Origin of the sequence: Pseudenemella bisphenolivorans, assembly GCF_051133435.1 — a bacterium.
GTDB lineage: Bacteria > Actinomycetota > Actinomycetes > Propionibacteriales > Propionibacteriaceae > JAAYAO01.
Genome location: NZ_JBPGNY010000005.1, coordinates 73,270 through 99,022, shown reverse-complemented (window position 1 = coordinate 99,022; position 25,753 = coordinate 73,270). Strand labels below are relative to the sequence as shown.

Here is a 25,753-nt window from a genome sequence, read left to right as displayed (position 1 = left end):
ATCGGGAAATCCTCGAGTCCTTCGAGACGTTCCGTTGACAGTCGCGCAAGTAGCCGCATTAGGTGTTTATTCACCAGACGGCTCGTCAACGACGAAAGGCGGCAGGTATGTCCTTCACTTACGACCGTGAGGTGGCGGCGTTCGTCCCCTACGCTCCCCCGGTGGATGCCACCAAGGTTGATCAGACCCGCGAGATGCTGCTGGAGTTCGGCAAGCAGAAACCGGTGTGGAATCCCGGTGAGAACACCGAGTACTCGGTGCACGAGGTGCCCGGTGTCGAGGGTGCACCCGCGGTTGAGGTGCATGTGCTGCGCACCAAGTCCGGGAACGGGGATCGTCCCGCGCTTCTGTGGTTCCACGGGGGTGGGTTCGTGCTGGGCGACGCACGCGAGAGCCTGCCGTTCCTGGAGCCGATCGTCACCGGCAACGATGCCGTGGCGGTTTCGGTGCAGTACCGGCTCTCCCCTGAGACCCACTACCCCGGCCCGCTCGACGACGGTTACGCGGCCTACTCATGGCTACGTGACAACGCGGCCGAACTGGGCGTGGATCCGGGCCGGATCGCGGTGGGCGGTCAAAGCGCCGGTGGGGCGTTGGCGGCCGGCCTGGCGCAGCGAGTGCGCGATGAGGGTGGCAGTTTCTGTTTCCAGTTGCTCGACATTCCGGTGACCGATGATCGCGGCACCACCGAGTCGGCGACCGATTACACCGACAGCCTGGTGTGGCATCGCACCAACGCCGAGGCGAGTTGGCGTCACTACCTCGGCGAGACGTCCGACGCCCCCGCGTACGCCGCACCGAACCGTGCCGAAGACCTCAGCGGTCTACCGCCGGCATTCATCACCGTGAATCAGTTCGACCCGCTGCGCGATGAGGGCATGGAATACGCGCGCAGACTGGCTCACGCCGGGGTACTCACCGAGTTGCACATGTACCCGGGCACCTTCCACGGGTCGGCGTCGATGGCTCCCACTGCCCAGGTGTCCCTGCGCCAGATCGCCGACCTGCACGCCGCCATCGGGCGCGCCTTCAGCAGCCCTTCGGAAGGCTGAGATGACCGGACGAAAGACCCCGGAAGTCGACGCGGTGGTGATCGGCGCCGGATTCGCCGGGCTTTACGCCGTCCACCTCATTCGCGAGCACGGCTTCAGCCTGCGCGGGTTCGAGGCCGGCGAAGGCGTCGGCGGAACCTGGTATTGGAATCGCTATCCCGGGGCACGTTGTGACGTGGAAAGCCTCGAATACCAGTATCGGTTCACCCCCGAACTGGTCCGGGAGTGGACGTGGAGTGAGCGTTACGCCACCCAACCCGAGATCCTGTCCTATGCCGAGTGGGTCGCCGACCGTCTGGACGTGCGCAAGGAGTTCTCCTTCGGTGAGCCCATCGTCCGGGCGGTCTGGGACGAGGAGAACCATCTGTGGACCGTGGACACCGCGTCCGGCACGTCGGTCACGGCGCGGTTCATCGTGGCGGGTTCGGGATCGATCTCGGCGCCGCAACTGCCCGACTACGAAGGCGTCACCGAGTACCGCGGCGAGGTCTACCACACCGGTCGCTGGCCGGCCGAGAATCCTGATTTCAGCGGTAAACGTGTGGGCGTGATGGGGGTGGGTTCCTCCGGCGTGCAGGTGATTCCGGAACTGGCCAAGGTGGCCGAGGAACTGGTGGTCTTCCAGCGCACGCCGGCCTACACGCTTCCGGCCCGCAACCGCCCCCTGTACGCCGACGAGATTCAGTATGCGCGCAGGTTTCATGACGAGATCATGGAGCGTGCGGACGCCTCGTATTCCGGACACAATGCGATGTTGCCCGGACACCTCCTGACCGAGCTCGGCGAACAGGAACGCACGGTTCTGATGGAGCGCAACTGGAAGCTCGGCGGCAACCTGTTCATCTCGGCCTTCCCCGATATCAGGCACGACCCCGAGGCAAACCGGATCATGTCCGATTTCGTTCGCGGCAAGCTGCACCAAATCGTCGAAGACCCCGAAACCGCGCGCAAGCTCACTCCCACCACGTACCCGATCGGTACCAAGCGGATCATCACCGACACCGACTACTGGGCCACCTATAACCAGCCCCACGTGCACCTGGTCAACCTGCCCGAGGAGCCGATTCTCAGGTTCACCCCCGACGGCATCCAGACCGCCGAGCACACCTACGAACTCGATGCCCTCGTGATGGCCACCGGCTATGACAACCTGACCGGAGCTCTGACTCGCATCGACCTGCGAGGCCGGGGAGGAGAGACGCTGAAGGACTCGTGGGCCGACGGGGTGCACACCTATCTGGGTATCGCCACCGCCGGTTTCCCGAACCTGTTCATGCTGACCGGCCCGCAGAGTCCCTCGGTGATCGTCAACATGTTCCCCGCCATCGAGCAGCACGTGGATTGGACCGTTGCGACGATGTCCAGGATGCGCGCCGACGGACACACGCTGATCGAGGCGGACCCCGGCCATGAGCACTGGTGGTTCGACCAGGTGGAAGAGGAATTCAACAAGACGCTCTACCCCCGGGCCAACAGTTGGTACAGCGGTGCGAACGTTCCCGGCAAGAAACGTCAGGCGATGATGTACATGGGCGGGCTCCACCGATATCGCGAGTTGTGCAATGAGGTGCTGGACGATGATCTTCGGGGATTCCGCCTGGAGGCGTAGTGCCGGCGATCCCGTTGAGTGCCATTCCCGACCATCGGCCGTTTCGTCCGTCGACGGACGGTAACCGCCTAGGGTCCGAGCTACTCCCGAAGGAAGGTACTCGCCGTGACCGAATCGACCACTGACCCCTTTCTGACGATCTGGGACGAGGTTCTGGGCGGATGGCGGGACCTCGCCGCCCAGATGCTGGAGAAGCTGCCGGAGAGCGTCCGCCACGAGCCGCAAATCCAGCACGAAGCCGGTCGCCTGCTGCTCGAAGCCATCGCCTCGGCCTGCTTGGAGGCCGTCGCGGCGGATGGCGACCATCCCGTTTTCCTTCCTGCCCTCAACGAGGTGCTCAACATCCACCAACCCAATGCCGACACCTTGTACCGACGGGCCGTCATCACTCCCGGTGGCTCCTATCGGCTTCGCGGCCGGGTCGGCTCGATGCGGATCTCCCGGCTCGGCGCCATGGGTACGAGCCCGGCCAAGGCCGGGCAGATCCGTGCCGAAACCTTCTACGACCTGCATGAACTGACCCTGGGTGCCGACGGTGAGTTCGACCTACTGCTGAGCCCCGAGAAACCGGACGATTACCACGGTGATTGGCGAGAACTCCATCCGGAGGCGAATGCGCTGCTGCTTCGCCAGATGGCCTACGACTGGGCCAACGAACGTGATGCCGTCATCTCGGTCGAGCGCGTCGACATCCCGGTTGCCCGTCCCCGGCCCGAGGCTGCCGAGCTCTCCCGTCGGATGCGTGCTCTCGTGAGGCAAACGATGTTCAAGGCCACCCTCCTGCTCGACCACGTGGAGCAGGTGCGCAGCGAAGGCGCCGTCAACGGCGTCTTCAAGGAATGGGACGTGGTCGGCGGTTTCGGTGGGCTGACCGGGCAGTTCTACTACGAAACGGTGTTCGATCTGGCCGAGGACGAAGCCCTGATCATCGAGTGCGACTACCCCGAGTCGCATCTCTACGCATCACTGTTGTTGGCCAACGAGGTCTTCGAAACCATCGACTGGGTGAACAATCACAGCAGCCTCAACGGGTCGCAGTGGCACGTGAACTCCGACGGCAAGCTGCGGGTGGTGGTGTCACAGCGTGACCCGGGCGTACAGAACTGGTTGGACACAGCCGGCTACCCCACCGGCATCGTCCAGGGCCGATGGACCGAGGCCAGTTCGACTCCCATGCCCTCCGGCCGAGTGGTGAAGGTCAGTGAGGTGTTGGACGAACTCCCCGACGACACCGTTCGGATCTCACCCGAACAGCGCGAACAGGTTCTGCGCGATCGCCGGGCAGCCTTCCAGCAGCGGGTGCACTGGTGAGCGAGGGCCGGTTGCGCGGCGTCGAACTATGACGATGGTGGTGTCCGGTCCTGCAGATCCAGGCGGTAGATGACCTCACGGACTCCGTCGGCACGACAGTGACCCGGTATCCCGGCTTCGACGAAGCCGTACCGGCGGTACAGGGTCAGGGCCGGTTCGTTGTCGGGTCCGACCGACAGCATCACGTACCGGGCACCCCATTCGTGAGCCCACTGTTCGACGGCCTCGACGAGTTGGCCGGCCAGGCCCCGGCCGCGCAGGTCGGGCGCCACCCACAGGGAATGCAGCAGCGCCCAGGTGCCGTCCCGAACTCCTCGCACCACCCCGACCGGGCGGTCATCGTCGAGAATCAGCACCTTCAATGCGTCCGGGTCGTTGAGCATGTCCCGCCATTGCTGCAGCGACAGTTGCGCCCAATCCGGTGCGATCGGCGGGGTGTAGTCGCTGGTGTCGGCCAAGCCGGCCTCTCGCACCGCAACCCACTGGGGCCAGTCCTTCTCACCGTGAACGCGCACCACTCGCATGCCAAGAACCGTAGCAATCCCTGCCACACGGTGGATCGCCCTTTCCACCGAAACCCTTGACACGCCGTCCGGGCCCAATGCGAGAGTGGGAACCAAAGTCACAGATCGATAAGGACACACCCCATGTCGCGAGTCGGCAAGTCACTATCCCTGGCCGCAGCACTGCTGCTTCTCGCCTCCGGGCCGGCCTTCGCCGAATCGCCCACCCCGGACCCGAGCGAGGAACCTTCCCCCACGGTTCCGGCCGACCCGTCCACCAGCCCCTCGCCGACCGGCGATCCCACGACCGATGAGTCGGAATCACCGGCCCCCTCCCCCGCCCCCACCGAACCCGAGCCGACCGAGCCCGACCCCACCGAGCCCGAATCCGGTGAGGACGCCGGCGAGACGCCTCCCGATGGTGAGCGAGATGACCAGACGCAGCCACCGCCAAGTTCGGAGGACGAATCCGGTTCCGACCAGGGCGAGGAACCCGAGCAGAGCGAGATGGAGAAGTACGCGCTCGAGGTCGGACTGGGCAAGCCCAATCAGCAGCCCGTCTCCGTCGCGGGTGGGCAGGTTCAGTACTTCGAACGCGGCGTGGTCACCAACCACCCGGAGCACGGCATGCATTACCTGCGCTCCCCGATCCTGACCAAGGTGCATTCCTCCGGCGGTGTCGCCACCGTGGGCTACCCCACCACCAATCCGTACTCGTACCACGGGCATCAGGCCCAGCGGTTCTCCACCGGGATCGAGATCTGGACCTCATCGCGCGGCACGTACCGAATCAGGGGCTCCATCCTGGCCCGATACAAGGCCATGAGCGACGCCACGCGCAAGCAGATCGGGCAACTGACCTGTGACGAGAAGGACGCCCACGCCGGTGGCCGGATGTCGTGTTTCGTCTCCGGCGACATCTACTGGTCACCCAGGACCAAAGCCTCCGAAGTGGTCGGTGCGCTGCGCACCGCCTACGCCCCGGTGCGCACCCAGTTGGGTCTGCCGACCGGGCCGCCGCGCGCGGCCCATGGCGGCCAGGTGCAGAACTTCCTCAAGGGCCAAGTCGTGTCCTATCGGGGCACCACGCGGGCCTCCTACGGGATGATCTACCGCGCCTGGCAACAGGTCGGTGGGTTCGGCGGCTCCCTGGGCGCACCGACGACCTACGAATATGCCGTGCCCGGCGGTTACCTGCAGAAGTTCACCCGCGGGATGGTGTTCTACAAGCCCGGCGTACGCACCCGCGTCCACTATTACGCCCACCCCAATGTCGGGGTGTACCGGACCCTCGCGGCCCACGTGAAGAGCACCTACCGTGCCGGCTGTCCGGTCGGGGCCGCATCACTACGCACCATTCACGTCGATTACTGGGATTACAACGGCGTACCCGACCGTGGCGAGATCATCGTGCGGACGGACCGCTCGGCCGACGTCCAGCAGATGTTCGCGGCGATGTGGCGGGCCGGATCACCGGTGGCCCGGATGCTGAACCCGAACTACTTCAACGGGTCGGACCCGGCGATGATGCGCAACAACAACACCTCCGGGTTCAACTGCCGGCAGGTGGTCGGCAACCCCTATGCCCGGTCGCCGCACGCCTACGGGGTCGCCGTCGACGTCAATCCGGTGCAGAACCCCTATCACGACGCACGCGGCACCTGGTGGCCCGAGAACGGCCGCAGCTACATCCGTGGTGGGGGCGTCAATCGCACGCCCATGAGCAAGGGCATGTTCAACAGCAACTCGGTGACAGTGCGTGCCCTGGAGAGCCGCGGCTGGACCTGGGGCGGACGATGGGTCGATCGTGACTACCACCATTTCCAGCGCAAGTAAGCCGATGTCGACACGGATCCGGACGGGGGCCCTGGTCGCGGCCGCCCTGATGACCATCACCGCTTGCACCGGTGACGATCCGGAACCTGCTCGGGAACCGACCCCCAGCGCAACGTCCTCGGAACCGTCGGCCGAACCCACCGCACCGCCGACCCCCACACCGGCCCCGTCGATCAGCGGCGAGTTGACCGGCGAGGTGTTCCCCGAACAGGTCGGGTCGTTCAAGCCCAAGCCGGCCGAGGCCCACGAGGGCGAGTTCAACCCCAACGAGACCCCGTATTACGCCTTGGAGCCGGGACAGGCCGCCGAGGAAGCACTGCGGCCCTGCACCGACGATGTGCCGGCCTATACCGACCCGACCCACGCCTTGGGTGCCTATTACGCCGATGAGGAGGGGGCACCTGGACGAGCGCTGGTCTTCCAGTTCCGCACCGCCGAGGACGCAGCCGGCTACTTCAAGGTGCTGAGCACGCTGGTGACCGGTTGTGCCGCGCAAAACAACCCGCAGCTCAAGGTCGAGGACGTGGTTCGCGACCAGGACACGATCACCTCGCGTTCCACCTTCGACGAGCAGGACAAATGGTCGGAGTTGATCATCCGTCAGGACAATCGGGTGGCGATGATGATCCTCAACGACGGCCACACCCTGTCCCGCGACGAGTTGTTGACGGTGCGCGACCGGCTCGGACGCTGAGACTTCAGCGGCGGGTGCTGGCCGGGCCTGCCCCATCAACCAGCAAAGCCACTCTCCGCAGATGCAGAAAGTGGCTTTCCACAAGGGATGCTGGTGGGCGATACCAGGTTCGAACTGGTGACCTCTTCCGTGTCAAGGAAGCGCGCTACCACTGCGCCAACCGCCCGAGGTGGCGACGGGATTTGAACCCGTGTACACGGATTTGCAGTCCGTTGCCTCGCCTCTCGGCCACGCCACCAAAATGGAGATTTACCTACTCCCGACGGTGTCGGCGAGAGCCGCTCCGAGCGGACGACGGGATTCGAACCCGCGACCCTCACCTTGGCAAGGTGATGCTCTACCAGCTGAGCCACGTCCGCATGCTCCCCGTGGGTTTCCCCTGAGGTGCGCGAGCCACCTTAGCCCACTTGTCACCACCGACACAAACTCGCCCGATCGCGTGTCGATGCTCGCCCGTCGTCGAGCCATGACCGGGCGTTTGGCAGCATGGATGACATGACATCTGCAGGCGAACACGACATCCGCGTTTGGGTCAACGGCACCCTGTACGACGACCCCGCCGCGGCCACCGTCTCGGCGGTCGATCATGGCCTGGTGGCCGGCAATGGAGTCTTCGAAGCACTCAAGGTCGAATCCTGGGGGCCGTTCGCGGTGACCCGGCATCTTGAGCGCCTCAACCGGTCGGCCGAGCGGATGGGCCTGCCGCACCCGGATCACGACCTGCTGCGTCAAGGCATCGATGCAGTGCTGGCCGGACGCACCTGGGAGCTGGGCAAGATCCGGATCACCTGGACCGGCGGCCGCGGCCCCCTCGGCTCGGGTGCACCGTACGGACCACCCAACGCGGTCGTCGCCGCCGAAGCCACCGAGCGTCCGTCGCCCACCACCCGCATCGTCACGCTGCCGTGGACGCGCAACCCCGACGATGTGATGGCCGGAGTGAAAACCACCTCCTACGGCGGCAACGTCCGTGGCCTGGCCACCGCCCACGCCCAGGAGGCCACCGAGGGCATCTTCGTCACCACCGACGGCCACATCGCCGAGGGCACCGGAACGAACATCTTCTTCGTGATCGACGGCGAGGTCGTCACTCCCCCACTCGACTCCGGGATTCTGGACGGGATCACCCGGGCCCTGTTGGTGAAGTGGTACCCCGAGGTGGTCGAACGCCCGATCACCGTCGCCGAGGCGCGTGCCGCCGACGAGGTCTTCCTCACCTCCTCGCTGCGCGACATTCAAGCCGTCACTTCCTGGGACGATCGGGAGTATCAGGTCGGCGAGGTGACCACCCGAATGCGGGAGCTTTTCGAGGAGAAATCGCGGGCCGAACCCGATCCGACCTGACCTTCGCGCCGCCGGCGGATCCGGAATTTGTGTCCGGGGCGGTTCGATGCGCTAATGTGGGGCGTCGCATGGGCGATTGGCGCAGTGGTAGCGCGCTTCGTTCACACCGAAGAGGTCGCCGGTTCGAACCCGGCATCGCCCACCAGCAGACGTCGTTGATCGGCGGCTCGAACTGCGGTCTCCCACCTCGGGAGGGCCGCAGTTTTTTGTTGTCCCGACAGGTAATCGGTCGGCCTCGATCATCCGCCGACAAGCACTTCACGAGGCATAATCGGTTCATGTCTGAGGGCAGCGGCGACTCGATGGCACGCGATGACGATGTCGGCCGTCTGCTCGACGCGGCACGAGCCGGCGATGCCCCATCCCTCGACGAGTTGGCCCGCAGGGCGCATTTCAGCCGCTTCCACCTGTCGCGGCTGTTGAAGAAGCACCTCGGCTTTCCGCTACGCGAGTTCATCGCCGCTGCCAAGGTCGACCGCAGCATCGACGGCCTGGTCACCGGCCACTCGGTGACCCGCTCACAGACCGACGCCGGACACGAGTCGCCGTCCAGCTTCCACCGCGCCTTCCTGCGCCACACCGGCATGTCACCGTCGGCCTACCGGCGGCAGATGCGCATGCTGGCGACCCAACTGATGCGGCATCAGGACGACCCGGAACCCCTCGTGGTGCTGCACCGGAAGTTCGATCCTGCGGCCCATCGGCAGCCACATCCGCTGACCATCCGCATCGAGGGCGCCGGGCCACACAGTGCGCTCTTCGCCGCCCTGCACCCCGAGCAACTGGTCAAGGGCGAACCGCTGCTGGGAATGGCGCTGCTCGGCACCGGCGAGTACGACGTCACCGCCATCCCGGACGGCACCTACTACGCGATGGTCGTGGAGATCCCCCGCGCCACCGATCTGCGCTGTTACTTCCAGATGGACCACAACCGACGTCAACTCCAACGCGTGCCCGTCACCTTTCCGCTGGCCGGCCCGACCACGGTGACGCTCCACCTGCGCGACCGGATTCCGCAGGATCCGCCGATCACGGTGAACCTGCCCAGGCTCTTCTTCCAAGCCGTGGCCGGGCAGGTGGATGTCGAGCTGGGCGCCCAGCAATAGCCCGCGCCGCGCCAACGGCGCCGAGCCCGTGCGAAACCGCTCCCGGTACAGCAATCCGGGACAAGTGCCGGCCCGCAGAGCCCAATAGCTTTTTCGTCATCACCCCGCACGGCGGGATGGACCAGCGACCGCTACCGGCCACCCACTCCGGCTACAGCCGGCTCACCCCGAAAGGACCATCATGGCCAACCTCTCGACCTACATCTCCTTTCCCGGCAACGCCGAGGAAGCCTTCACGCACTACCACGACATCTTCGGCGGCGACTTGAACCTGATGAAGTACAGCGACATGCCGCCGATGGAAGGCATGCCCTTCGAACCGGACCCGAACACCGTCGCGCACGCGCAGCTCGATCTCCCCGGCGGCACTGTCACCGGCGGCGACGACATGCCCGGCGAGGACCACGGCCTCACCAACACTGCGTACTCGCTGCTCTACGCCCTGGACGACATCGATCAGGCCAAGGCCCTGATCGAGAAACTGGTCGGCGCCGGCGGCTCGGTCGCGATGCCCTTCGAACAGGCGCCCTGGGGCGACTACTACGGCCAGGTTCTGGACAAGTTCGGGGTGCTGTGGGCATTCGACGTGAGCGCGTGACGGCGTAGCCAGTTGACGTGGTGAACTGCGGCCCTGCCGCGGACGCCGTGCTGCTGCAATTGGCCCGGAGCTGCTGCAACAAGCCCGATTTCGGGCCGCAAAACCATATGCGGGTTTCGTGGCCCGAGAAACGGCCAGTTGCAGCAGCGGGCGTCGCTCACGCGGCGAACCGGGGCGGTGAAGCATCACGTTCGGATCAACACCGGGTACGGGTGTTCGTGATTGCCCGACGATGAGACAGACTCATGGCCATGCAGACCGCGCCCTGGCACCAGAAGCTGTGGCACGTGCTGCGCAAGACGGTGGGTGCGGCCTTCGACTACCGGATCACCGGGATGTCGGCCGAGGCGGCTTTCTTCGCGATCCTGTCCCTGCCCCCGCTGATCTTCGGCCTGGCCGGTTCGGTGGGGTTCATCGCCCGGCGCTTCGACCCCGAAGCCATCGTCACCTTCCGCGATCAGGTACTGACCCTGGCCGGCCGGGCCTTCCAACCCGATGTGGTGGACTCGATCGTCGCCCCCACCCTGGACGAGGTACTGTTCACCGGCCGATTCGAGTTCGTTTCGGTCGGTTTCCTGATCGCCCTGTGGTCGGGCTCGCGGGTGGTCAATGTCTTCATCGACACCATCACCATCACGTACGGAATGGCCGGCGAACGAGGCGTGGTTCGGCAGCGCGCACTGTCGGTGGGGGCCTACGTGGTTTTCATCACACTCGGCATGGTGCTGTTTCCACTGGTATTGGCCGGCCCGGACATCATCTCGGCCCTGTTACCGGCGAGTATGGACTGGTTGACCGCCCTCTACTGGCCAGTGGTATTAATCGCTTCGGTAGCCCTGATGGCGACCATTTATCACCTGGCGGTACCCATCCGGCACCGGTGGTCGGACGATCTTCCGGGGGCCGCTCTGGCGGTGCTGTGGTGGGTGGTCGGATCGGCACTTCTCCGCATGTTTCTGGGCTATTCGGTCGGTTCCACGTCGATCTACGGCCCGCTCTCGGCTCCCATCGCGGTGCTGCTCTGGCTCTACCTGATGTCGATGGCGATCCTGGTCGGAGCCGCACTCAACGCGGCCTTCGCCGAAGTCTTCGGCATCACCGGAACGCCGCTGGCACAGACCGTCTCCGAAAAGCAAGTTCGCCGCGACGCCGACGACTCCCCCGCTACGTGAAATCGGCACCTAGTCTCAGTATCTGATACCTTGTCTCGTATTCTGGATTCCGGTCTTGCACCGCGGATACCAGTACGACGAAAGTGCGCCATAGATTCGGCCATCGGCGGTCGGGTCCGGCCAGTTGAGAGAAAGGCGAAGTAATGCCCGCTCCCGCACTCGTGCTTCTTGCTCATGGCAGCCACGACCCCAAGGTCGTTTCGGTAACCCACGCCATGCGTAAGGAGATGCAGGAGTGCCGGCCAACGCTGGACGTACAGATCGCCTTCATTGACCACTGCCCGCCCACCGGCCCGCAGGTGGTCAGCCAACTCGCCCGCCGCGGAGTGCAGGAAATCGTCTTCGTCCCGCTGGAGATCGGCAGCGCCCAGGAGGCCGGCGCCGAGGCCCTGGCCGTGGTCGAAAAGGCGCGCCAGAGCCACCCCGACATCAAGATGATCGCCTCGCGCCCGATCGGCCCCGAGGCCTGCCTGCTGGGCCTGGTCGATCGTCGCCTGCGCGAAGCCCTGAGCCGCAACCACGTCGAGCAGTTGGACGCTCTGGTGCTGTCCACCGCCGGAGTGGACGAGGTGCGCAGCCGCTCCCTGCTGGCCCGTCGTGGCCGCCAGTGGGCCGCCAACCACCGGCTGCCGGTGGTCGTCGCGCACGCCTTCGGTGCCGGCCCGAACGTCGCCGAAGCGGTGCTCCACCTGCGCGGCCAGGGACGGCGTCACGTGGCCGTCGGATCCTGGTTCCTGACCGGTGACGAGACCTGGTACGCCCAGGCGACCCAGGCGATCGCCGCCGGTGCGGTGTCGGTCAGCGCTCCCCTGGGCGGTGGCCCCGAGGTGCGCGATATCGCGATGAACCGCTACGTGGTCGCCGCGATGGACCTGCTGCCGATCGGTGACGAGGAAGCGGCCGAGTCGGCGGCCGGCTGACCCGGTACCTCAACTGTTGGCGACGCGCTTCTTCTCCTTCTTGACGTCGAAGTCGGCCTCCGGCCACTGGAGTTTCAGGGCGCGCAGTTCTTCCAGCATGAGTTGGGCGACCGCCCAGTTGCGGTACCACTTGCGGTCGGACGGAATGACGTACCACGGCGCGACATCGGGATTGCACAGTTTCAGCGCGTCGGCGTAGGCCTCCATGTAGTCGTCCCACTTCTCCCGCACGTCGACATCCCCGGGATTGTACTTCCAGTACTTCTCCGGGTTGTCGAGGCGGGCCAACAGCCGCTCGCCCTGCTCCTCGTGCGAGACATTGAGGAAGCACTTGATGATCCGGGTGCCGGAGGCGGCCAGCTCGGCCTCGAACTCATTGATCAGGTCGTAGCGGGCGCGCCATTCCTTCTCCGGCACCAGGGAGTCGACCCGTCCGATCAAGACGTCCTCGTAGTGGGAGCGGTCGAAGATGCCGATCATGCCCGGACGGGGCAGTTCCTTGCGGATCCGCCAGAGGAAGTCGTGGGAGAGCTCTTCCTCGGTGGGCCGTTTGAAGGCCTTGAGTTGAATCCCCTGCGGGTCGACCAAACCGAAGGCGTGCCGGATCACCCCGCCCTTGCCGGCGGTGTCCATCCCCTGCAGGATCACCAGCACGCTGGGAGCCTCGTCATCGGCCCGGCCGTTGGCGAACAGTCGCTCCTGCAGGTCGGACAGTTCGTCCTCGATCTCCTGCTTGAGCTCGTCGACGCCGTCCTTGCCGTCTTTCTCCGGGTAGGACGGGGTGTCATCGGGCGCGATGAGATCTTCGATGTCGTCGAAGCGCTGCGGCACCCTCAGTACGCCGCGCAATTCGGGCTTCAGTTCGGTCTTGTCTGACATCCACCCAGTTTGGCATGCCCCCTCGGCGGGGAATCAGGAGACCGTGGGTGTTCCCTCGTCGGCGTCCATCGGCAAGCCGGCCTCATGCCAGGCGATCGTGCCGCCGCCGATGTTGATCGCGTCCCGGCCCTGTTCGATCAGCCAGTCGGCCGCCTTCATCGAACGTCCGCCGGAACGGCAGATCACCTGGATCGGCCCTTCGGGCAACTCACCGGCCCGGTCGACCAGTTCGCCCAGGGGAATATGCACCGCGCCCCGGGCCCGGCCGGCCGCCCATTCGGCGGGCTCCCGAACGTCCAGGATCGGTTGTGTCTGGTCCACCTCGGACACCGTGATCTCACGCGCCATCGAACCCCCCTCGGGTCGTTGGTGACCCACCGTGGGTCACCGATTACCAGCAGCCTAGGCCCCCTCGGGGTGGTGTGTCCCGGGTTCCGCACTGCGTACAGTGATGAATATGACCGATTCCACGCAGAATCCGGCCGACCAGGTCGGCAAGGTTGTCAAAACCGAGGACGAGTGGCGCGCCCAACTGAGCAAGCTCGAGTACCAGGTGCTGCGTCAGAACGGTACCGAGCGTCCCTTCACCGGGGAGTACGTCGACACCAAGACCGCCGGGGTGTACGCCTGCCGGGCCTGCGGCACCGAGTTGTTCCGCTCCCAGCACAAGTTCGACTCGCACTGCGGGTGGCCGTCGTTCTACTCCCCGCTGGCCGAGAACCGGGTGCGTTACATCGCCGATGTGAGTCTGGGCATGCTGCGCACCGAGGTGCGGTGTGCGGCCTGCGATTCACATCTGGGCCACGTGTTCGAGGGTGAGGGCTACCCCACCCCCACCGATCAGCGCTACTGCATCAACTCGGTGTGCCTCACCCTGGTGCCCGACGAGGAGCAACCGGCCGACTGAGGTTCGGACGCCTCAGCGGCGCCAGCCCTGGACGATGTCGGCCAGCTCGCGACGCGCCCCGGTGTAGAAGGGGATCTCCAGCCGGGTGTGTCGGCGCGCCTCGGCCCCGCGCAGGTGCCGCATCAGGTCGACGATGCGGTGCAGTTCGGGGGCCTCGAAAGCCAGCATCCACTCGTAATCGCCGAGAGCGAAGGCCGAGACGGTGTTGGCGCGCACATCGGGGTAATCGCGGGCCATCCGGCCGTGTTCGGCCAGCAGCTTGCGACGCTCGTCGTCCTCGAGCAGGTACCACTCCAGGGAGCGGACGAAGGGGTAGACACAGACCCAGGCCTGGGGTTCCTCCCCCGCCATGAACGCCGGGACGTGGCCCTTGTTGAACTCGGCCGGACGGTGCAGGGCCATCGCCGACCACACCGCAACCATCGATTCACCCAGAATCGAATCGCGCAGCGCCCCGTAGGCCGCCTGCAACATCTGCGGGCTCTCGGCATGCCACCAGACCATCAGGTCGGCGTCGGCGCGCAGACCCGAGACGTCGTACCAGCCGCGGATCACCAGATCGTCGCCGCCGATCTCGCCGAGCATCTCGAGCGCATCCTGCACCGCACCGTCGGGCACCGCCCCATCACGGCGGAATACCGACCACATCGTGTAGCGGATGGTTTCGTTGATCTCGCGCGCCTTCATGCGGTTGCCTCCTGGCGAATGGTCGGGCCTTCGGTGTGAATCAGTTCGACGATACGGGTCAGAACGTCGGGGTCGGTGTGCGGTGGCACCCCGTGCCCGAGGTTGAAGATATGTCCGGGGGCCTTGGCACCGCGGGCGATCACCTCGCGCACCCGCTCGGCCAGCACCGGCCAGGGGGCGCCGAGCAGGGCCGGGTCGAGGTTGCCCTGAACGGCATGGTCGGGGCCGATCCGCTCGGTGGCCACGTCCAGCGGCACCCGCCAGTCGACACCGACCACTTCCGGACCGGCCTCACTCATCGCGGTGAGCAGTTCGCCGGTGCCGACCCCGAAGTGGATCCGGGGCACATCGGCGACCTCGGCCAATACCCGGGTCGAGTGCGGCAGGACCTGGGCCCGGTAATCGGCCTCGGGCAGGCAGCCGGCCCAGGAGTCGAACAACTGCACCATCCGGGCGCCGTTGTCGATCTGCACGCGCAGGAAGGTGGTGGAGATGTCGGCCAGCCGGCGGCACAGTTCGGCCCAGGCCTGCGGTTCGGCAACCATGAACGACTTGGTGCGGGCGTGGTCCTTGCTCGGGCCACCCTCGATCAGGTAGCTGGCCAGGGTGAACGGTGCCCCGGCAAAACCGATCAGCGGGGTGTCGCCCAGTTCGGCGACCAGCAGGCGCACCGATTCGGCGATGTCGTCGATCTGTTCCACCGCCAACGATGGCACCCGTTCGACATCGGCGGCCGAACTGATCGGCTGCTCGACGACCGGCCCGATACCGGCCTTGATCTCGACCCCGATCCCGGCCGCCGACAGCGGCACCATGATGTCGGAGAAGAAGATCGCGGCGTCCACCTTGTGCCGGCGCACCGGTTGCATGGTGATTTCGCAGACCATGTCGGGGCGTCGGCAGCTCTCCAACATGGCGGTGCCCTCCCGCAGCGAGCGGTACTCGGGAAGGGATCGGCCGGCCTGTCGCATGAACCACACGGGCAGGGCATTGCCCTGTTCGCGGCGGGCGGCGGTGAGGATCGCAGGCTGGGTCTCGGTCACGCTCGCCCATCTTGCCATGTTCGGTCCGGGATGCGGCGCGTCGCCGCCAACTGGGCCCGGGGCCGACATACTCTCGGGCTTATGAGTGCACGCCAGGCCAAGGTGTCGGCGCCGGCCCCGTTTCGACGGGCCGTGGCCGCATTGGAAGCTGCTGTGTGGCGTCCGGAGTTGGTGATCGAGCCCCTGCCCGCCCCGCAGCGGATCGCCCCATGGGCGGCCGCAGTGGGTGCCGAGGTGATGGTGCGCGGTGCCGAGGTGGGTAATGGTCGGCTGGTGCTGTTGCACGACCCGGCCGGTAACCAAGCCTGGGAGGGCACCTTCCGATGTGTCAGCTTCGCCCGCAGCGAGGTGGACCCCGAGATGGTCACCGATCCGTTCTTGTCGTCGGTCGGATGGTCGTGGCTGCTGGAGGCCCTCGACAGCCACGAGGCGCAGTATCTGGCCCCCAGCGGCACGGTGACCTCGGTGTCGAGCGAATCCTTCGGTGGCATGGCCGATGATCCGGCCCGCGCCGAGGTGGAGATCCGCGCCTCGTGGACCCCGGTGCTCGAGGACGGGGAAGGCCTGGAGGCCCATCTGGCCGCCTGGGGTGATCTACTCTGTCACACCGCCGGGGTGCCCCCGCTGCGGGTGATCGGGCTGGCCGACGACGTACGGGTGCTGCCGGGCCGTTCGGGGTTGTCCAACCCCGTGCAGTAAGTTCACCGGCGATGACTGCTCCCACTGATCCGCCCGACGAACTACCGGTGCTGCGCGCCCCGGCCGATGGGGTGCCCGAGGTGATCGACTCCCCCACCGGGCTGGACGAGGTCGCGCATCGGATCAGCGAAACCTCCGGTCCGGTGGCCCTGGATGCCGAACGCGCCCACGGCTTCCGCTACACCACCCGTGCCTACCTGGTGCAGTTGCGCCGCGAGGGTGTCGGCACCCGGCTGATCGACCCGATCGGAGTCGCCCGGCAACGTCCCCGGCCGGGATCCGACCTGGCCGACCTCACCTCGTTGAACACCGCGATCGGTGAGTCCGAGTGGATTCTGCACGCCGCCACCCAGGACCTGCCCTGCCTGACCGAACTGGGCCTGCGTCCGGTGAACCTCTTCGACACCGAACTGGCCGCCCGGCTGCTGGGATGGCCCAAGGTGGGTCTGTCGTCGCTGGTGGAACGCATCGCCGGGGTTCGCCTGTTGAAGGAGCACTCCGCGGCCGACTGGTCGACCCGTCCGCTGCCGCCCGACTGGTTGGTCTACGCCAGCCTGGACGTGGAATTGCTGGCCGAACTGCGCGAGCATCTGGCCGCCGAACTGGTCACCCACGGCAAGGACGAATGGGCCCGACAGGAGTTCGCCCACCTGGTGGCCACCGCCGGGCAACCCCGCAAACAACTCCCCGAGCCGTGGCGGCGCACCAGTGGCCTGTCACAGGTGAAGACCCGGCAGGGTCTGGCGCTGGTGCGTGAACTGTGGAATGCCCGCGAGGAACTGGCCCAGCGCCTCGACAAAGCACCCAGCAAGATCCTGATCGACAAGGCGATCAGCGAGTTGGCCGCCGGCTCGTCCTGGGGACGAAACGATCTGCGCGCCATCGACGGATTCAAACGACGCAATGCCCGCCGCTTCGAGGCGAATTGGTTGGACGCGATCGAGCGCGCCCAAGCCCTGCCGTCGTCCAAGCTGCCGCAACGGCATCCACCTCAGGACGGTCCACCCAACTGGCGCAACTGGGAACGCAACCATCCCGAGGCCCATGCCCGGCTGATCCCGGCCCGCGAAGCGATCAACTCCCTGGCCGCCTCCTTGGAAGTGCCGGCCGAAAACCTGCTCACCCCCGATTACTGGCGCCTGTTGTGTTGGCAGCCCCCCGCCGAACTCACCGTCGAGACCGCCGACGCGGTACTGGCCGGGCTCGGGGCACGTCCCTGGCAGCGTGAACTCACCGTCCCACCGCTGGTGGAGGCGATTTCCTCGGCCGGAGGCTGAGCGGCTTTCGGGCCCCGAATCCCGGCCCGAGGATTTTCTTGGGCGAAGCACTCGCCACAGAAGTTACCTATGGGTAACCTGTGGGCCATGCCTGAACTCCGTGAAGCCGTTTTCGTCGACGGCGTCCGCACTCCTTTCGGCAAAGCAGGCTCCCTGTACGCCGAAACCAGGGCCGACGACATGGTCGTCGATTGCCTGCGGGAGTTGATGCGACGCCACCCCGAACTGCCACCCGAACGCGTCGATGAGGTCGCCATCGCGGCCACGACCCAGACCGGTGACCAAGGACTGACCATCGGACGCACCACCGCGATCCTGGCCGGCCTGCCCCAGTCGGTGCCCGGCTACGCCATCGACCGGATGTGCGCCGGGGCGATGACCGCGGTGACCACCACTGCCTCCGGAATCGCCTTCGGCGCCTACGACATCGCCCTGGCCGGCGGTGTGGAGCACATGACCCACCATCCGATGGGTTCGGGAGCCGACGTCAACCCGCGGTTCATCGCCGAGAAGCTCGTCGACCCCAGTGCCCTGGTGATGGGCTCGACCGCCGAGAACCTGCACGACCGGTTCCCCTCCATCACCAAGGAACGCGCCGACGCCTACGCGGTGCTCAGCCAGCAGCGGGTCGCCGACGCCTACGCCGCCGGCATCATCCAGGAATCCCTGGTACCGGTGGCCCTGCGCTCGGTGGAACAGGGCTGGGGTCTGGCGACCGCCGACGAGCCGCCGCGCCCGGGCACCACCGTGGAGGGTCTGGCCCAGTTGCGCACCCCCTTCCGTCCGCACGGACGCGTCACCGCCGGTAACGCCGCCGGCCTCAACGACGGTGCCACCGCCTGCCTGCTGGCCGAGGCCTCCACCGCGGCCGAGCTGGGCCTGCCGGTGGCGATGAAGATGGTCGGGTACGCCTTCGCCGGGGTCTCCCCCGAGGTGATGGGTGTCGGCCCGGTTCCGGCCACCGAGAAGGCGCTGGCCCGGGCCGGGCTGACCATCGACGACATCGGTGCCTTCGAGATCAACGAAGCCTTCGCCGTGCAGGTACTGGCCTTCCTGGAACACTTCGGCATCGCCGACGACGACCCACGGGTGAACCCCTACGGTGGGGCGATCGCGCTGGGCCACCCGCTGGCCTCCTCCGGTGTGCGGCTGATGATCCACCTGGCCCGCAGCTTCCGGGAACGACCCGAGGTGCGCTACGGCATCACCACCATGTGCATCGGCCTGGGAATGGGCGGCACGGTCATCTGGGAGAACCCGAACTGGAACGGAGCCAAGCAGTGAGCGAGACCTACCTGAACCAGGCCGAGATCGACGGCCTGCTCGCCCGGGTGGACGCAATGGGCGACACCGGTGAGGTGATCAGCCACACCCGCGCCCGCGACATCGACCTGCCGGGAGTGGGCACCTTCGTCCTGCTCACCCTGGACAACGAACGCGACCACACCCGTCCGGCCACCCTCGGCCCGCAGACCATCGCCGGGCTGTACCGCACCCTGGTCGAACAGACCGCGCGCACCGACATCGTCGGCATCGGGGTCACCGGCAAACCCTTCGGGCTGGCCGCCGGCGCCGACCTGGGCCTGATCGGCAATGTGCGCGAACGCGAGGACGCGCTGATGATCGCCCGGATGGGTCACGCCGCCTACCACCTGCTGCACACCGCCGAGGTGCCCACCTTCTGCTTCATCAACGGCCTGGCCCTCGGTGGCGGGTTGGAGATCGGCCTGCACTGCGACTACCGCACCGTGTCGAAGGCGGTGCCGGCCGTGGCCCTGCCGGAAACCTTCCTGGGCCTGGTGCCGGGCTGGGGTGGTGCCCATCTGGTGCCGAAACTGATCGGCCCGAAGAAGGCCGTCCAGGTGATCATCACCAACCCGCTGAACCGCAACCGCACCATCAACGGCCCCAAGGTCTTCGAACTGGGGTTGGCCGATGTGCTGCTGGACGGGGCCGACTTCCTGGAACGTTCACTGCTGTGGGCCGCCCAGGTGATCAAGGGTGAGGTCACCGTCGAGCGCAGCACCGAAACCGATGCCGGCGTCTGGGACGAAGCCCTGGCCGAAGGTCGGATGATCGCCGACGGGGTCGTACACGGGGCCGCACCCGCGCCCTACCGCGCCCTGGACCGGATCGCCGCGGCCCGCACCGAATCGCGTCCGGAGGCCTACCGGGCCGAGGACGAGGCGCTGGCCGACCTGATCATGGGCGAGGAACTGCGTGCCAGCCTGTACGCCTTCGACCTGACCCAGAAGCGGGCTCGCAAGGCCGCCGGGGCCCCCGACAAGTCACTGGCCCGGCCGGTGACCAAGGTCGGGGTGGTCGGCGCCGGGTTGATGGCCACCCAGTTGGCCACCCTGTTCGCCCGTCGCCTCGGCGTGCCGGTGGTGATGTCGGATCTCGATGCCGAACGGGCCGAACGCGGTGTGCAGATGGTGCGTGCCGAGTTCGACAACCTGCACGCCAAGGGACGGTTGTCCGCCGACGACCGCAACCGGCTGAGCGCGCTGATCTCGGGCACGACCGAGATGGCCGACTTCGCCGACTGTTCCTTCGTGATCGAAGCGGTCTTCGAGGAGATGTCGGTCAAGCAGCAGGTGTTCGGCGAGGTGGCCCGGCACGTGGCCGACGATTGCGTGCTCGCCACCAACACCTCCTCGCTGTCGGTGGCGGAGATGGCCGAAGGCCTGCCGCACCCCGAACGGGTGGTGGGCTTCCACTTCTTCAACCCGGTGGCGGTACTGCCGCTGTTGGAGGTGGTGCGCACCCCGCAGACCGATGATGCGACCCTGGCGACCGCGCTGGCGGTGGCGAAGGAACTGCGCAAGAACGCCGTGCTGGTGGCCGATTCGACCGCTTTCGTGGTGAACCGGGTGCTGGTGCGGATGATGAGCGAGCTCACCCGGGTGGTCGATGAGGGCACCCCGATCGAGGTTGCCGATCAGGCCCTGCAGCCGTTGGGTCTGCCGATGACCCCCTTCGAGTTGCTCGAGCTGGTCGGCCCGGCGATCGCGCTGCATGTGGCCGAGAGCCTCCATGCTTCCTTCGGGGACCGCTTCCACGTGTCGCCGAACCTGAAGGCGCTGGTGGAGGCGAAGCGTCCGGGCATCTACGACCGCGACGACCGGGGGCGGCCCTACGTCAGCGACGAAACCCGGGAGATGTTCCGGGTCGGTGACTCCCCCAGCTCGGCCGAGGAGGTGCGCACCCGGATCGAGGACGCGCTGGCCGAGGAGATCCGGCTGATGCTGGACGAGGGTGTGGTCGAGGCCCCGATGGACATCGATCTGTGCATGATGCTGGGTGCCGGCTGGCCCTTCCACCTGGGCGGGATCACCCCGTACCTGGATCGGGCCGGGGTCAGCGAACGGGTCACCGGCAAGCGGTTCCTGCCGCGCGGGGTGGCGAGCCTGCCGGAGTGATCGCGGGCGGCCGGTCGGGGCGTCGTCCTATTCGGGGACGATCTCGGTGGTGAAGCACTCATCGGCCTCGACCGGCCCGCTCAGCAGGTCCATCTCGGCCAGGAAGGACGACATCGCCTGCCAGGTGGCGGGGTTCTGCTTGCCGAAGGCCTCGGCATCGCCGAACAGCGGGATAGTGGCATTCAGGGTGGCCAGCGCCGAGGCACGTTGCTCGGCTGCGGCCAGCCCGGGAATGAACTTCTCCGAACTGGTCACCGCCTTCTCGGGGTCGGCGACGATATCGGCGTGGGCCTTGGCCACGGCCTGTTGCAGGCTGCGCACCTGATCGGCGCGTTCGGCCAGGACGGTATCGGTGGTGCCGAGCCCCACCCCGATCAACGGCGGGGTGGCCTCGGTGATCGGCAGGGTGCGCACCGCGAATCCGGCGGCTTGCAGCCGTACCGCGTCGTTGTTCACATACCCCATCACCGCGTCCACCCGTCCCGAGCTGAGGGCGGCCTGCTGGGTGTAGCCGATGTGTTGCACCGACACGTCCTGCTCGCTCAGCCCGGCCTGTTTCAGCATGGCCAACAGCCCGAACCAGGTCTCCCCGTAGGGCCCGGGCACACCGACGCTGCGTCCGGCCAGGTCGGCCGCACTGCGGATCGGGGAATCCTCGGCGACGACCAGCACCACCGGGTATTCCTGGTAGTAGGTCGCCACGCTCACCAGCGGCACGCCCTGGGAGCGGGCCTGCATCAGTTCGGCACCGCCGGCGTAGACCAGGTCTTCCTCACCGGCCTGGATCGCACCGAAGAGTTGTTCGTTGGCGCCGTGGTGGCGCAGGGTCACGTCCAGCCCGGCGTCGGCGAAGTGACCGTGTTCGGCGGCCACGTAGAAGGGGGCGAACTGAATGTCGGGGGTGTAGGTCAGCCCGACGGTGAGTGCTCCCGAGGCTGCTCCGCCGGATCGGTCGCCGCATCCGGCGACGCCCAGGCCGATGGCGACCACGCCGGCCGCCCCGATGGTCTGCAGAAACTGGCGACGGTTCACGCGACCCCGGATTCGAGGTACCGGCGGGTCGCCGATGACGTCGGGCGGCTGGCTGCGGGGCGGCCGACCACCGACAGGTGGCGCGGTTCGGGCAGCGGTTGCACCGGGGCGATGACGGGCGGTTCTTCGACGGTGGCGGTGCGGCCCCGTTCGGCGGCCACCGGACGCAGTGGGTCGGTGAGGGTTTCGATCAGGATCATCGCCAGGTAGATCACGACCGCGATCAGGCTCAACATCACCAGGGTGGCGAACAGACCGGTGGTGTCGATCGAGGTGGCCTGCACCGAGAGCAACATGCCCAGGCCGTTGCCACCCATCACGAGTTCACCCACGACCGCGCCGGTCACCGAGAGGGTGAAGCCGTTGCGCAGGCCGGTCAGCACCGCGGGCAGGGCGAGTGGCCATTCGATGTGCCGCAGCATCGTGAAACCGTGGGCACCGTCGAGTTTGGCGGCCTCGACCATTTCCGGGTCGAGGGTGCGCAGGCCCAGGACGGTGGACAGCACGACGGGGAAGAACACCAGGACCGCGCACAGGAACATGATCGGCACCAGGCCGTAGCCCACCCAGATCACCAGCAGCGGCGCGATCGCGACGGCCGGGATGGCCTGGGAGGCGGCCAGGTACGGCGAGACGGCGGCCTCGGCCAGCCGGGCCTTGGCGATCAGGTACCCCAGGGGCAGGCCGACCACCACCGCCAGCAGACAACCCAGGAGAGCCTCGGCGACGGTGATCCCGGCGTAGCGCAGCAGGGCACCGGAGGCGAAGTCGGCGGCGAACCGCTCGAAGACCTCGGCCGGTGGTGGCAACAGGGTCGGTGCGACGCTGCCGGACGCAGTCACCAGGTGCCAGGCACCCAGCACGACGGCACCGAACAGCAGCGGCGCGAGCACCCGTGCGGGCGTCGGCAGCCGCCGTGGGCGGTTCTGAGTGGTCATCCGTGTCCCCTCGCCGTGTGCGCCGGGGTCGGACGGAAAGCACTACGCGCAAGCCCCACCGGATGGTGGTCGGTATGTGGACCGAGTCCGCATACCCATGCGTAGGCAAACCGCTCGTGCGCCTCCCATCCGGACTTTAACCGTCGGTACCGGAATTTCACCGGTTCAGCCACACCTGGGTGTGGGTCGCGGACTATCACCGCCGGTTCGGATTCTCACCGACCCCGGAGCACGTGTTTGCTGTCACAACTATAACGCGGCGATGGGGTGGATGCATTCCCTGTCCCACCGATGGGTCGCCAAAGGGTTCGTGCCGGGGGTTGTCAGCCGCCCACCGGCAGGTCGGCCGGGTTGTCCGAGTCGACCAGCGCCTCGATCACCTGACGTGCGATCTGCTGACCGGTGAGCCCCATCTCTTCGAGCAGTTCGGCGCGCGAGGCGTGTTCGGGAAAGCCCAGCGGCACCCCGAAGGTGAGCAGCGGTGTGTCGATCCGGTGGGTACCCATTTCCTGACCCAACCGTGCCCCCAGGCCACCGACCACTACACCGTCCTCGATGCTGACCACGAGTTCGTGGTGGCCGGTCAGCTCGATCAGGTGGGGGTTCACCGGCAGGGCCCAGAGCGGATCGACCACCTGCACACCGATGCCCTGATGTTGCAGGCGTTCGGCCACCGCCAGCGCGGTGCCGGCCATCTGGCCGTGCCCGATCACCAGTACCCGGGGTTCGGGGTCGGCCAGCAGCACGTCGATGCCGTCGCGGTGGGCGATCGCCTCGATGTCGTCGGGAATCCGTTCCTTGGAGAACCGAATCACGGTGGGCGCGTCGTCGATGGTGACCGCTCGGGCCAGTGCCTCGCGCAGGCGGGTGCCGTCGCGTGGGGCTGCCAGTTGCAGCCCCGGGACGGCCTGGAGCAGGGCGAGGTCCCACATGCCGTTGTGGGAGGCGCCGTCGGGGCCGGTGATCCCGGCCCGGTCGAGCACGAAGGTGACGCCCAGCTGGTGCATCGCCACATCCATCAGCACCTGGTCGAAGGCCCGGTTGAGGAAGGTGGCGTAGACCGCGACCACCGGGTGCAGGCCGGCCGCGGCCAGACCCGCAGCGGAGGTGACCGCGTGCTGTTCGGCGATGCCGACGTCGAAGGTGCGTTCCGGGTAGCGGGCGGCGAAACGGTTCAGCCCGGTCGGATGCAGCATGGCGGCGGTGATCGCCACGATCCCGGGGTGCTCGGCGCCGAGTTCGACCAGTTCGTCGGCGAAGACGCTGGTCCAGGTGGCGGGGGTGACCGACGACAGCGGTTCGCCGGTGTGCGCGTCGATCTGTCCGACGGCGTGGAAGCGGTCCTCCTCGTGGTTCTCCGCGGCCTGGAATCCCTTGCCCTTGCGGGTGATGCAGTGCACCAGGACGGGCGCGCCGAAGCCCTTGGCCTGCTGCAGGGCTCGTTCCACCGCCGCCAGGTCGTGGCCGTCGATCGGGCCGACGTACTTCAGGCCCAGGTCGGAGAACATTCCCTGCGGGGAGAGGATGTCCTTGACCCCGACCTTCACCCCGTGCAGGACGTCGTAGGCCTGTTTGCCGACCAGCGGGGTGCCGCGCAGGTTGCGTTTGACCAGTTCGAGCAGTTGTTCGTAGCGCCGGTCGGTGCGCAGCCCGGCGAGTTGTACCGCGATGCCGCCGACGGTCGGGGTGTAGGAGCGTCCGTTGTCGTTGACCACGATCACCATCGGCAGGTCGACGTCGACGGCGATGTTGTTCAGGGCCTCCCAGGCCATGCCGCCGGTCAGCGCACCGTCGCCGATCACGGCCACCACGGTGCGGTCCTCCCCGCGCAGCCGGAAGCCGCGGGCGAGCCCTTCGGCCCACGACAGGGAGGTGGAGGCGTGCGAGTTCTCCATCCAGTCGTGTTCGGATTCGCTCCGGTTGGGGTAACCGGAGATACCACCGCGCTGGCGCAGGGTGTCGAAGCGGCCCATCCGTCCGGTGAGCATCTTGTGCACATAGCTCTGGTGGCCGGTGTCGAAGATGACCGGGTCGTGGGGCGAGTCGAAGACCCGGTGGATGGCCATCGTCAGTTCGACCACGCCCAGGTTCGGCCCGAGGTGTCCCCCGGTGCGGCTCACGTGGGTGATCAGGAACTCCCTGATCTCCTCGGCCAGGTGGCCCAGTTCGGTACGGGACAAACCTCGCAGATCCGCAGGCCCGGTGATCGATTCCAGCAATGCCATGCCGGTCATAGTAGGCCCGCTGCCGGCGCCCGTCCGGGGCGACAACCCCATCGGCACATCTTCGCGCCGATCCGCACATCTTCCTGCTCATCGTCATAATTTCTTGACGAAAACCCGGCCGCGCAGCGCCTCCTCCACCAGGGCGACCGACCGTTGCACCCGGCGCAGATGCGCCTCCTGCGCCTGCCAGGCGTCCACGGCCCGATCGACCACCTCGGGAGAGACGTGATCGATCAGACTGACCCGCATCCCGGGCAGTCCGCTGCGTGCGGCCCGCAGTTGCCCCTCGACGAACTCCGCGGCGAAGCGGGCCAGCACCACCGGGTGTCGGCGCAACACCGGGTAGGCCCGGAACTCCGGCGGGCAACAATCCAATAGGTAGGCCGCTGCCGTGCGCTCCCAACCGGGAGCACCGGGCGGGCGCACCTCACCGGGCCATCCCGGCGGAACATACACCTGAACACCATTTTCGTTCATGCGTTCGATTCTAAGTGAGGGG

24 protein-coding genes, 4 tRNA genes and 1 riboswitch are annotated in these 25,753 nt (G+C 67.0%); of the genes, 16 read left to right on the top strand and 12 right to left on the bottom strand.

The features are described 5' to 3' along the window. Window positions 1–107: 107 nt before the first annotated feature. The 3 genes from ACR4XW_RS12720 to ACR4XW_RS12710 all read left to right on the top strand — a co-directional run bounded on the left by ACR4XW_RS12720 (window position 108) and on the right by ACR4XW_RS12710 (window position 3,972). Window positions 108–1,052, top strand: coding sequence for an alpha/beta hydrolase (locus ACR4XW_RS12720; protein WP_434760932.1), 945 nt, complete (start codon window positions 108–110; stop codon window positions 1,050–1,052). Between the two features lies 1 nt (window position 1,053). After that, window positions 1,054–2,661, top strand: coding sequence for a flavin-containing monooxygenase (locus ACR4XW_RS12715; RefSeq protein ID WP_434760931.1), 1,608 nt, complete (start codon window positions 1,054–1,056; stop codon window positions 2,659–2,661). A gap of 105 nt (window positions 2,662–2,766) precedes the next feature. Continuing rightward, window positions 2,767–3,972 carry a hypothetical protein gene (locus tag ACR4XW_RS12710; RefSeq protein ID WP_434760930.1) on the top strand — a complete coding sequence of 402 codons (1,206 nt, stop codon included), beginning with the start codon at window positions 2,767–2,769 and terminating at the stop codon, window positions 3,970–3,972. Between the two features lie 26 nt (window positions 3,973–3,998). On the opposite strand, the gene ACR4XW_RS12705 is transcribed toward ACR4XW_RS12710, so the two are convergent. Beyond that, window positions 3,999–4,496: a GNAT family N-acetyltransferase gene (locus ACR4XW_RS12705; RefSeq protein ID WP_434760929.1), complete on the bottom strand. Its 498-nt coding sequence runs from the start codon at window positions 4,494–4,496 to the stop codon at window positions 3,999–4,001. A gap of 123 nt (window positions 4,497–4,619) precedes the next feature. Between ACR4XW_RS12705 and ACR4XW_RS12700 the strand changes: the two genes are divergently transcribed. Beyond that, on the top strand, window positions 4,620–6,311 hold the full coding sequence (locus ACR4XW_RS12700; RefSeq protein ID WP_434760928.1) for a M15 family metallopeptidase: 1,692 nt from the start codon (window positions 4,620–4,622) through the stop codon (window positions 6,309–6,311). Between the two features lie 4 nt (window positions 6,312–6,315). Then, on the top strand, window positions 6,316–7,005 hold the full coding sequence (locus ACR4XW_RS12695; protein ID WP_434760927.1) for a hypothetical protein: 690 nt from the start codon (window positions 6,316–6,318) through the stop codon (window positions 7,003–7,005). Between the two features lie 91 nt (window positions 7,006–7,096). On the opposite strand, the gene ACR4XW_RS12690 is transcribed toward ACR4XW_RS12695, so the two are convergent. The 3 genes from ACR4XW_RS12690 to ACR4XW_RS12680 all read right to left on the bottom strand — a co-directional run bounded on the left by ACR4XW_RS12690 (window position 7,097) and on the right by ACR4XW_RS12680 (window position 7,364). Further along, window positions 7,097–7,171 (bottom strand) — tRNA-Val (locus ACR4XW_RS12690). 1 nt (window position 7,172) lies between these two features. Next, window positions 7,173–7,243: transfer RNA gene (locus ACR4XW_RS12685), tRNA-Cys, on the bottom strand. Between the two features lie 48 nt (window positions 7,244–7,291). Next, window positions 7,292–7,364, bottom strand: a tRNA-Gly gene (locus tag ACR4XW_RS12680). A 136-nt stretch (window positions 7,365–7,500) separates the two neighbouring features. Between ACR4XW_RS12680 and ACR4XW_RS12675 the strand changes: the two genes are divergently transcribed. The 6 genes from ACR4XW_RS12675 to ACR4XW_RS12650 all read left to right on the top strand — a co-directional run bounded on the left by ACR4XW_RS12675 (window position 7,501) and on the right by ACR4XW_RS12650 (window position 12,145). Further along, window positions 7,501–8,349, top strand: coding sequence for an aminotransferase class IV (locus ACR4XW_RS12675; protein WP_434760926.1), 849 nt, complete (start codon window positions 7,501–7,503; stop codon window positions 8,347–8,349). Window positions 8,350–8,419: 70 nt separating this feature from the next. Then, window positions 8,420–8,494, top strand: a tRNA-Val gene (locus ACR4XW_RS12670). A 133-nt stretch (window positions 8,495–8,627) separates the two neighbouring features. After that, complete coding sequence (locus ACR4XW_RS12665) at window positions 8,628–9,455, top strand: helix-turn-helix domain-containing protein (protein WP_434760925.1); 828 nt, start codon at window positions 8,628–8,630, stop codon at window positions 9,453–9,455. Between the two features lie 181 nt (window positions 9,456–9,636). Continuing rightward, window positions 9,637–10,053 carry a VOC family protein gene (locus ACR4XW_RS12660; protein WP_434760924.1) on the top strand — a complete coding sequence of 139 codons (417 nt, stop codon included), beginning with the start codon at window positions 9,637–9,639 and terminating at the stop codon, window positions 10,051–10,053. 251 nt (window positions 10,054–10,304) lie between these two features. Beyond that, a complete protein-coding gene (locus ACR4XW_RS12655) occupies window positions 10,305–11,225 on the top strand; it encodes a YihY/virulence factor BrkB family protein (RefSeq protein WP_434760923.1) in 921 nt (306 codons plus the stop codon). A 143-nt stretch (window positions 11,226–11,368) separates the two neighbouring features. Further along, window positions 11,369–12,145: a sirohydrochlorin chelatase gene (locus ACR4XW_RS12650; protein ID WP_434760922.1), complete on the top strand. Its 777-nt coding sequence runs from the start codon at window positions 11,369–11,371 to the stop codon at window positions 12,143–12,145. A gap of 9 nt (window positions 12,146–12,154) precedes the next feature. Here ACR4XW_RS12650 and ACR4XW_RS12645 read toward each other — a convergent pair whose 3' ends face one another. Next, window positions 12,155–13,024, bottom strand: coding sequence for a PPK2 family polyphosphate kinase (locus tag ACR4XW_RS12645; RefSeq protein WP_434760921.1), 870 nt, complete (start codon window positions 13,022–13,024; stop codon window positions 12,155–12,157). Window positions 13,025–13,057: 33 nt separating this feature from the next. Beyond that, on the bottom strand, window positions 13,058–13,372 hold the full coding sequence (locus ACR4XW_RS12640; protein WP_434760920.1) for a rhodanese-like domain-containing protein: 315 nt from the start codon (window positions 13,370–13,372) through the stop codon (window positions 13,058–13,060). A gap of 109 nt (window positions 13,373–13,481) precedes the next feature. Between ACR4XW_RS12640 and msrB the strand changes: the two genes are divergently transcribed. Next, the gene (gene msrB, locus ACR4XW_RS12635; RefSeq protein WP_434760919.1) at window positions 13,482–13,931 is read left to right on the top strand and encodes a peptide-methionine (R)-S-oxide reductase MsrB; all 450 of its coding nucleotides are present in this window, start codon (window positions 13,482–13,484) and stop codon (window positions 13,929–13,931) included. Window positions 13,932–13,943: 12 nt separating this feature from the next. Here msrB and hemQ read toward each other — a convergent pair whose 3' ends face one another. Continuing rightward, window positions 13,944–14,618, bottom strand: a complete 675-nt coding sequence (gene hemQ, locus ACR4XW_RS12630; protein ID WP_434760918.1) for a hydrogen peroxide-dependent heme synthase — start codon at window positions 14,616–14,618, stop codon at window positions 13,944–13,946. Beyond that, window positions 14,615–15,661 (bottom strand): uroporphyrinogen decarboxylase, encoded by a 1,047-nt coding sequence (gene hemE / locus ACR4XW_RS12625; RefSeq protein ID WP_434760917.1) that lies wholly within the window; start codon window positions 15,659–15,661, stop codon window positions 14,615–14,617. Before hemE ends, hemQ begins: the two co-directional genes overlap by 4 nt. An 81-nt stretch (window positions 15,662–15,742) precedes the next feature. Between hemE and ACR4XW_RS12620 the strand changes: the two genes are divergently transcribed. The 4 genes from ACR4XW_RS12620 to ACR4XW_RS12605 all read left to right on the top strand — a co-directional run bounded on the left by ACR4XW_RS12620 (window position 15,743) and on the right by ACR4XW_RS12605 (window position 21,059). After that, window positions 15,743–16,360 carry a DUF3000 domain-containing protein gene (locus tag ACR4XW_RS12620; protein WP_434760916.1) on the top strand — a complete coding sequence of 206 codons (618 nt, stop codon included), beginning with the start codon at window positions 15,743–15,745 and terminating at the stop codon, window positions 16,358–16,360. Window positions 16,361–16,371: 11 nt separating this feature from the next. Then, on the top strand, window positions 16,372–17,637 hold the full coding sequence (locus ACR4XW_RS12615; RefSeq protein ID WP_434760915.1) for an HRDC domain-containing protein: 1,266 nt from the start codon (window positions 16,372–16,374) through the stop codon (window positions 17,635–17,637). Between the two features lie 87 nt (window positions 17,638–17,724). Further along, entirely contained in the window at window positions 17,725–18,921 is a 1,197-nt protein-coding gene (locus ACR4XW_RS12610) for a thiolase family protein (RefSeq protein ID WP_434760914.1), read from the top strand. Next, window positions 18,918–21,059 carry a 3-hydroxyacyl-CoA dehydrogenase NAD-binding domain-containing protein gene (locus ACR4XW_RS12605; RefSeq protein ID WP_434760913.1) on the top strand — a complete coding sequence of 714 codons (2,142 nt, stop codon included), beginning with the start codon at window positions 18,918–18,920 and terminating at the stop codon, window positions 21,057–21,059. The genes ACR4XW_RS12610 and ACR4XW_RS12605 overlap by 4 nt, the downstream gene beginning before the upstream one ends. Window positions 21,060–21,086: 27 nt before the next feature. Here ACR4XW_RS12605 and ACR4XW_RS12600 read toward each other — a convergent pair whose 3' ends face one another. The 4 genes from ACR4XW_RS12600 to ACR4XW_RS12585 all read right to left on the bottom strand — a co-directional run bounded on the left by ACR4XW_RS12600 (window position 21,087) and on the right by ACR4XW_RS12585 (window position 25,731). Beyond that, window positions 21,087–22,091, bottom strand: coding sequence for an ABC transporter substrate-binding protein (locus ACR4XW_RS12600; RefSeq protein ID WP_434760912.1), 1,005 nt, complete (start codon window positions 22,089–22,091; stop codon window positions 21,087–21,089). Beyond that, window positions 22,088–23,029 carry an ABC transporter permease gene (locus tag ACR4XW_RS12595; protein ID WP_434760911.1) on the bottom strand — a complete coding sequence of 314 codons (942 nt, stop codon included), beginning with the start codon at window positions 23,027–23,029 and terminating at the stop codon, window positions 22,088–22,090. Before ACR4XW_RS12595 ends, ACR4XW_RS12600 begins: the two co-directional genes overlap by 4 nt. A 113-nt stretch (window positions 23,030–23,142) precedes the next feature. Continuing rightward, window positions 23,143–23,265, bottom strand: a riboswitch (FMN riboswitch). An 87-nt stretch (window positions 23,266–23,352) separates the two neighbouring features. Beyond that, a complete protein-coding gene (dxs, locus tag ACR4XW_RS12590; RefSeq protein ID WP_434760910.1) occupies window positions 23,353–25,254 on the bottom strand; it encodes a 1-deoxy-D-xylulose-5-phosphate synthase in 1,902 nt (633 codons plus the stop codon). Between the two features lie 93 nt (window positions 25,255–25,347). Then, on the bottom strand, window positions 25,348–25,731 hold the full coding sequence (locus ACR4XW_RS12585) for a hypothetical protein (RefSeq protein ID WP_434760909.1): 384 nt from the start codon (window positions 25,729–25,731) through the stop codon (window positions 25,348–25,350). Window positions 25,732–25,753: the final 22 nt, after the last annotated feature.

Excerpts from the sequence above, each read along its gene's own strand:
- ACR4XW_RS12650 (WP_434760922.1), top strand. The coding sequence starts at position 11,369 with ATGCCCGCTCCCGCACTCGTGCTTCTTGCTCATGGCAGCCACGACCCC.
- dxs (WP_434760910.1), bottom strand. The coding sequence starts at position 25,254 with ATGGCATTGCTGGAATCGATCACCGGGCCTGCGGATCTGCGAGGTTTG.
- ACR4XW_RS12620 (WP_434760916.1), top strand. The coding sequence starts at position 15,743 with ATGAGTGCACGCCAGGCCAAGGTGTCGGCGCCGGCCCCGTTTCGACGG.
- hemQ (WP_434760918.1), bottom strand. The coding sequence starts at position 14,618 with ATGAAGGCGCGCGAGATCAACGAAACCATCCGCTACACGATGTGGTCG.
- ACR4XW_RS12585 (WP_434760909.1), bottom strand. The coding sequence starts at position 25,731 with ATGAACGAAAATGGTGTTCAGGTGTATGTTCCGCCGGGATGGCCCGGT.
- ACR4XW_RS12695 (WP_434760927.1), top strand. The coding sequence starts at position 6,316 with ATGTCGACACGGATCCGGACGGGGGCCCTGGTCGCGGCCGCCCTGATG.
- ACR4XW_RS12660 (WP_434760924.1), top strand. The coding sequence starts at position 9,637 with ATGGCCAACCTCTCGACCTACATCTCCTTTCCCGGCAACGCCGAGGAA.
- ACR4XW_RS12675 (WP_434760926.1), top strand. The coding sequence starts at position 7,501 with ATGACATCTGCAGGCGAACACGACATCCGCGTTTGGGTCAACGGCACC.
- ACR4XW_RS12615 (WP_434760915.1), top strand. The coding sequence starts at position 16,372 with ATGACTGCTCCCACTGATCCGCCCGACGAACTACCGGTGCTGCGCGCC.
- ACR4XW_RS12645 (WP_434760921.1), bottom strand. The coding sequence starts at position 13,024 with ATGTCAGACAAGACCGAACTGAAGCCCGAATTGCGCGGCGTACTGAGG.
- ACR4XW_RS12595 (WP_434760911.1), bottom strand. The coding sequence starts at position 23,029 with ATGACCACTCAGAACCGCCCACGGCGGCTGCCGACGCCCGCACGGGTG.
- ACR4XW_RS12700 (WP_434760928.1), top strand. The coding sequence starts at position 4,620 with ATGTCGCGAGTCGGCAAGTCACTATCCCTGGCCGCAGCACTGCTGCTT.
- ACR4XW_RS12655 (WP_434760923.1), top strand. The coding sequence starts at position 10,305 with ATGCAGACCGCGCCCTGGCACCAGAAGCTGTGGCACGTGCTGCGCAAG.
- ACR4XW_RS12705 (WP_434760929.1), bottom strand. The coding sequence starts at position 4,496 with ATGCGAGTGGTGCGCGTTCACGGTGAGAAGGACTGGCCCCAGTGGGTT.
- ACR4XW_RS12640 (WP_434760920.1), bottom strand. The coding sequence starts at position 13,372 with ATGGCGCGTGAGATCACGGTGTCCGAGGTGGACCAGACACAACCGATC.
- ACR4XW_RS12715 (WP_434760931.1), top strand. The coding sequence starts at position 1,054 with ATGACCGGACGAAAGACCCCGGAAGTCGACGCGGTGGTGATCGGCGCC.
- ACR4XW_RS12610 (WP_434760914.1), top strand. The coding sequence starts at position 17,725 with ATGCCTGAACTCCGTGAAGCCGTTTTCGTCGACGGCGTCCGCACTCCT.
- msrB (WP_434760919.1), top strand. The coding sequence starts at position 13,482 with ATGACCGATTCCACGCAGAATCCGGCCGACCAGGTCGGCAAGGTTGTC.
- ACR4XW_RS12665 (WP_434760925.1), top strand. The coding sequence starts at position 8,628 with ATGTCTGAGGGCAGCGGCGACTCGATGGCACGCGATGACGATGTCGGC.
- ACR4XW_RS12720 (WP_434760932.1), top strand. The coding sequence starts at position 108 with ATGTCCTTCACTTACGACCGTGAGGTGGCGGCGTTCGTCCCCTACGCT.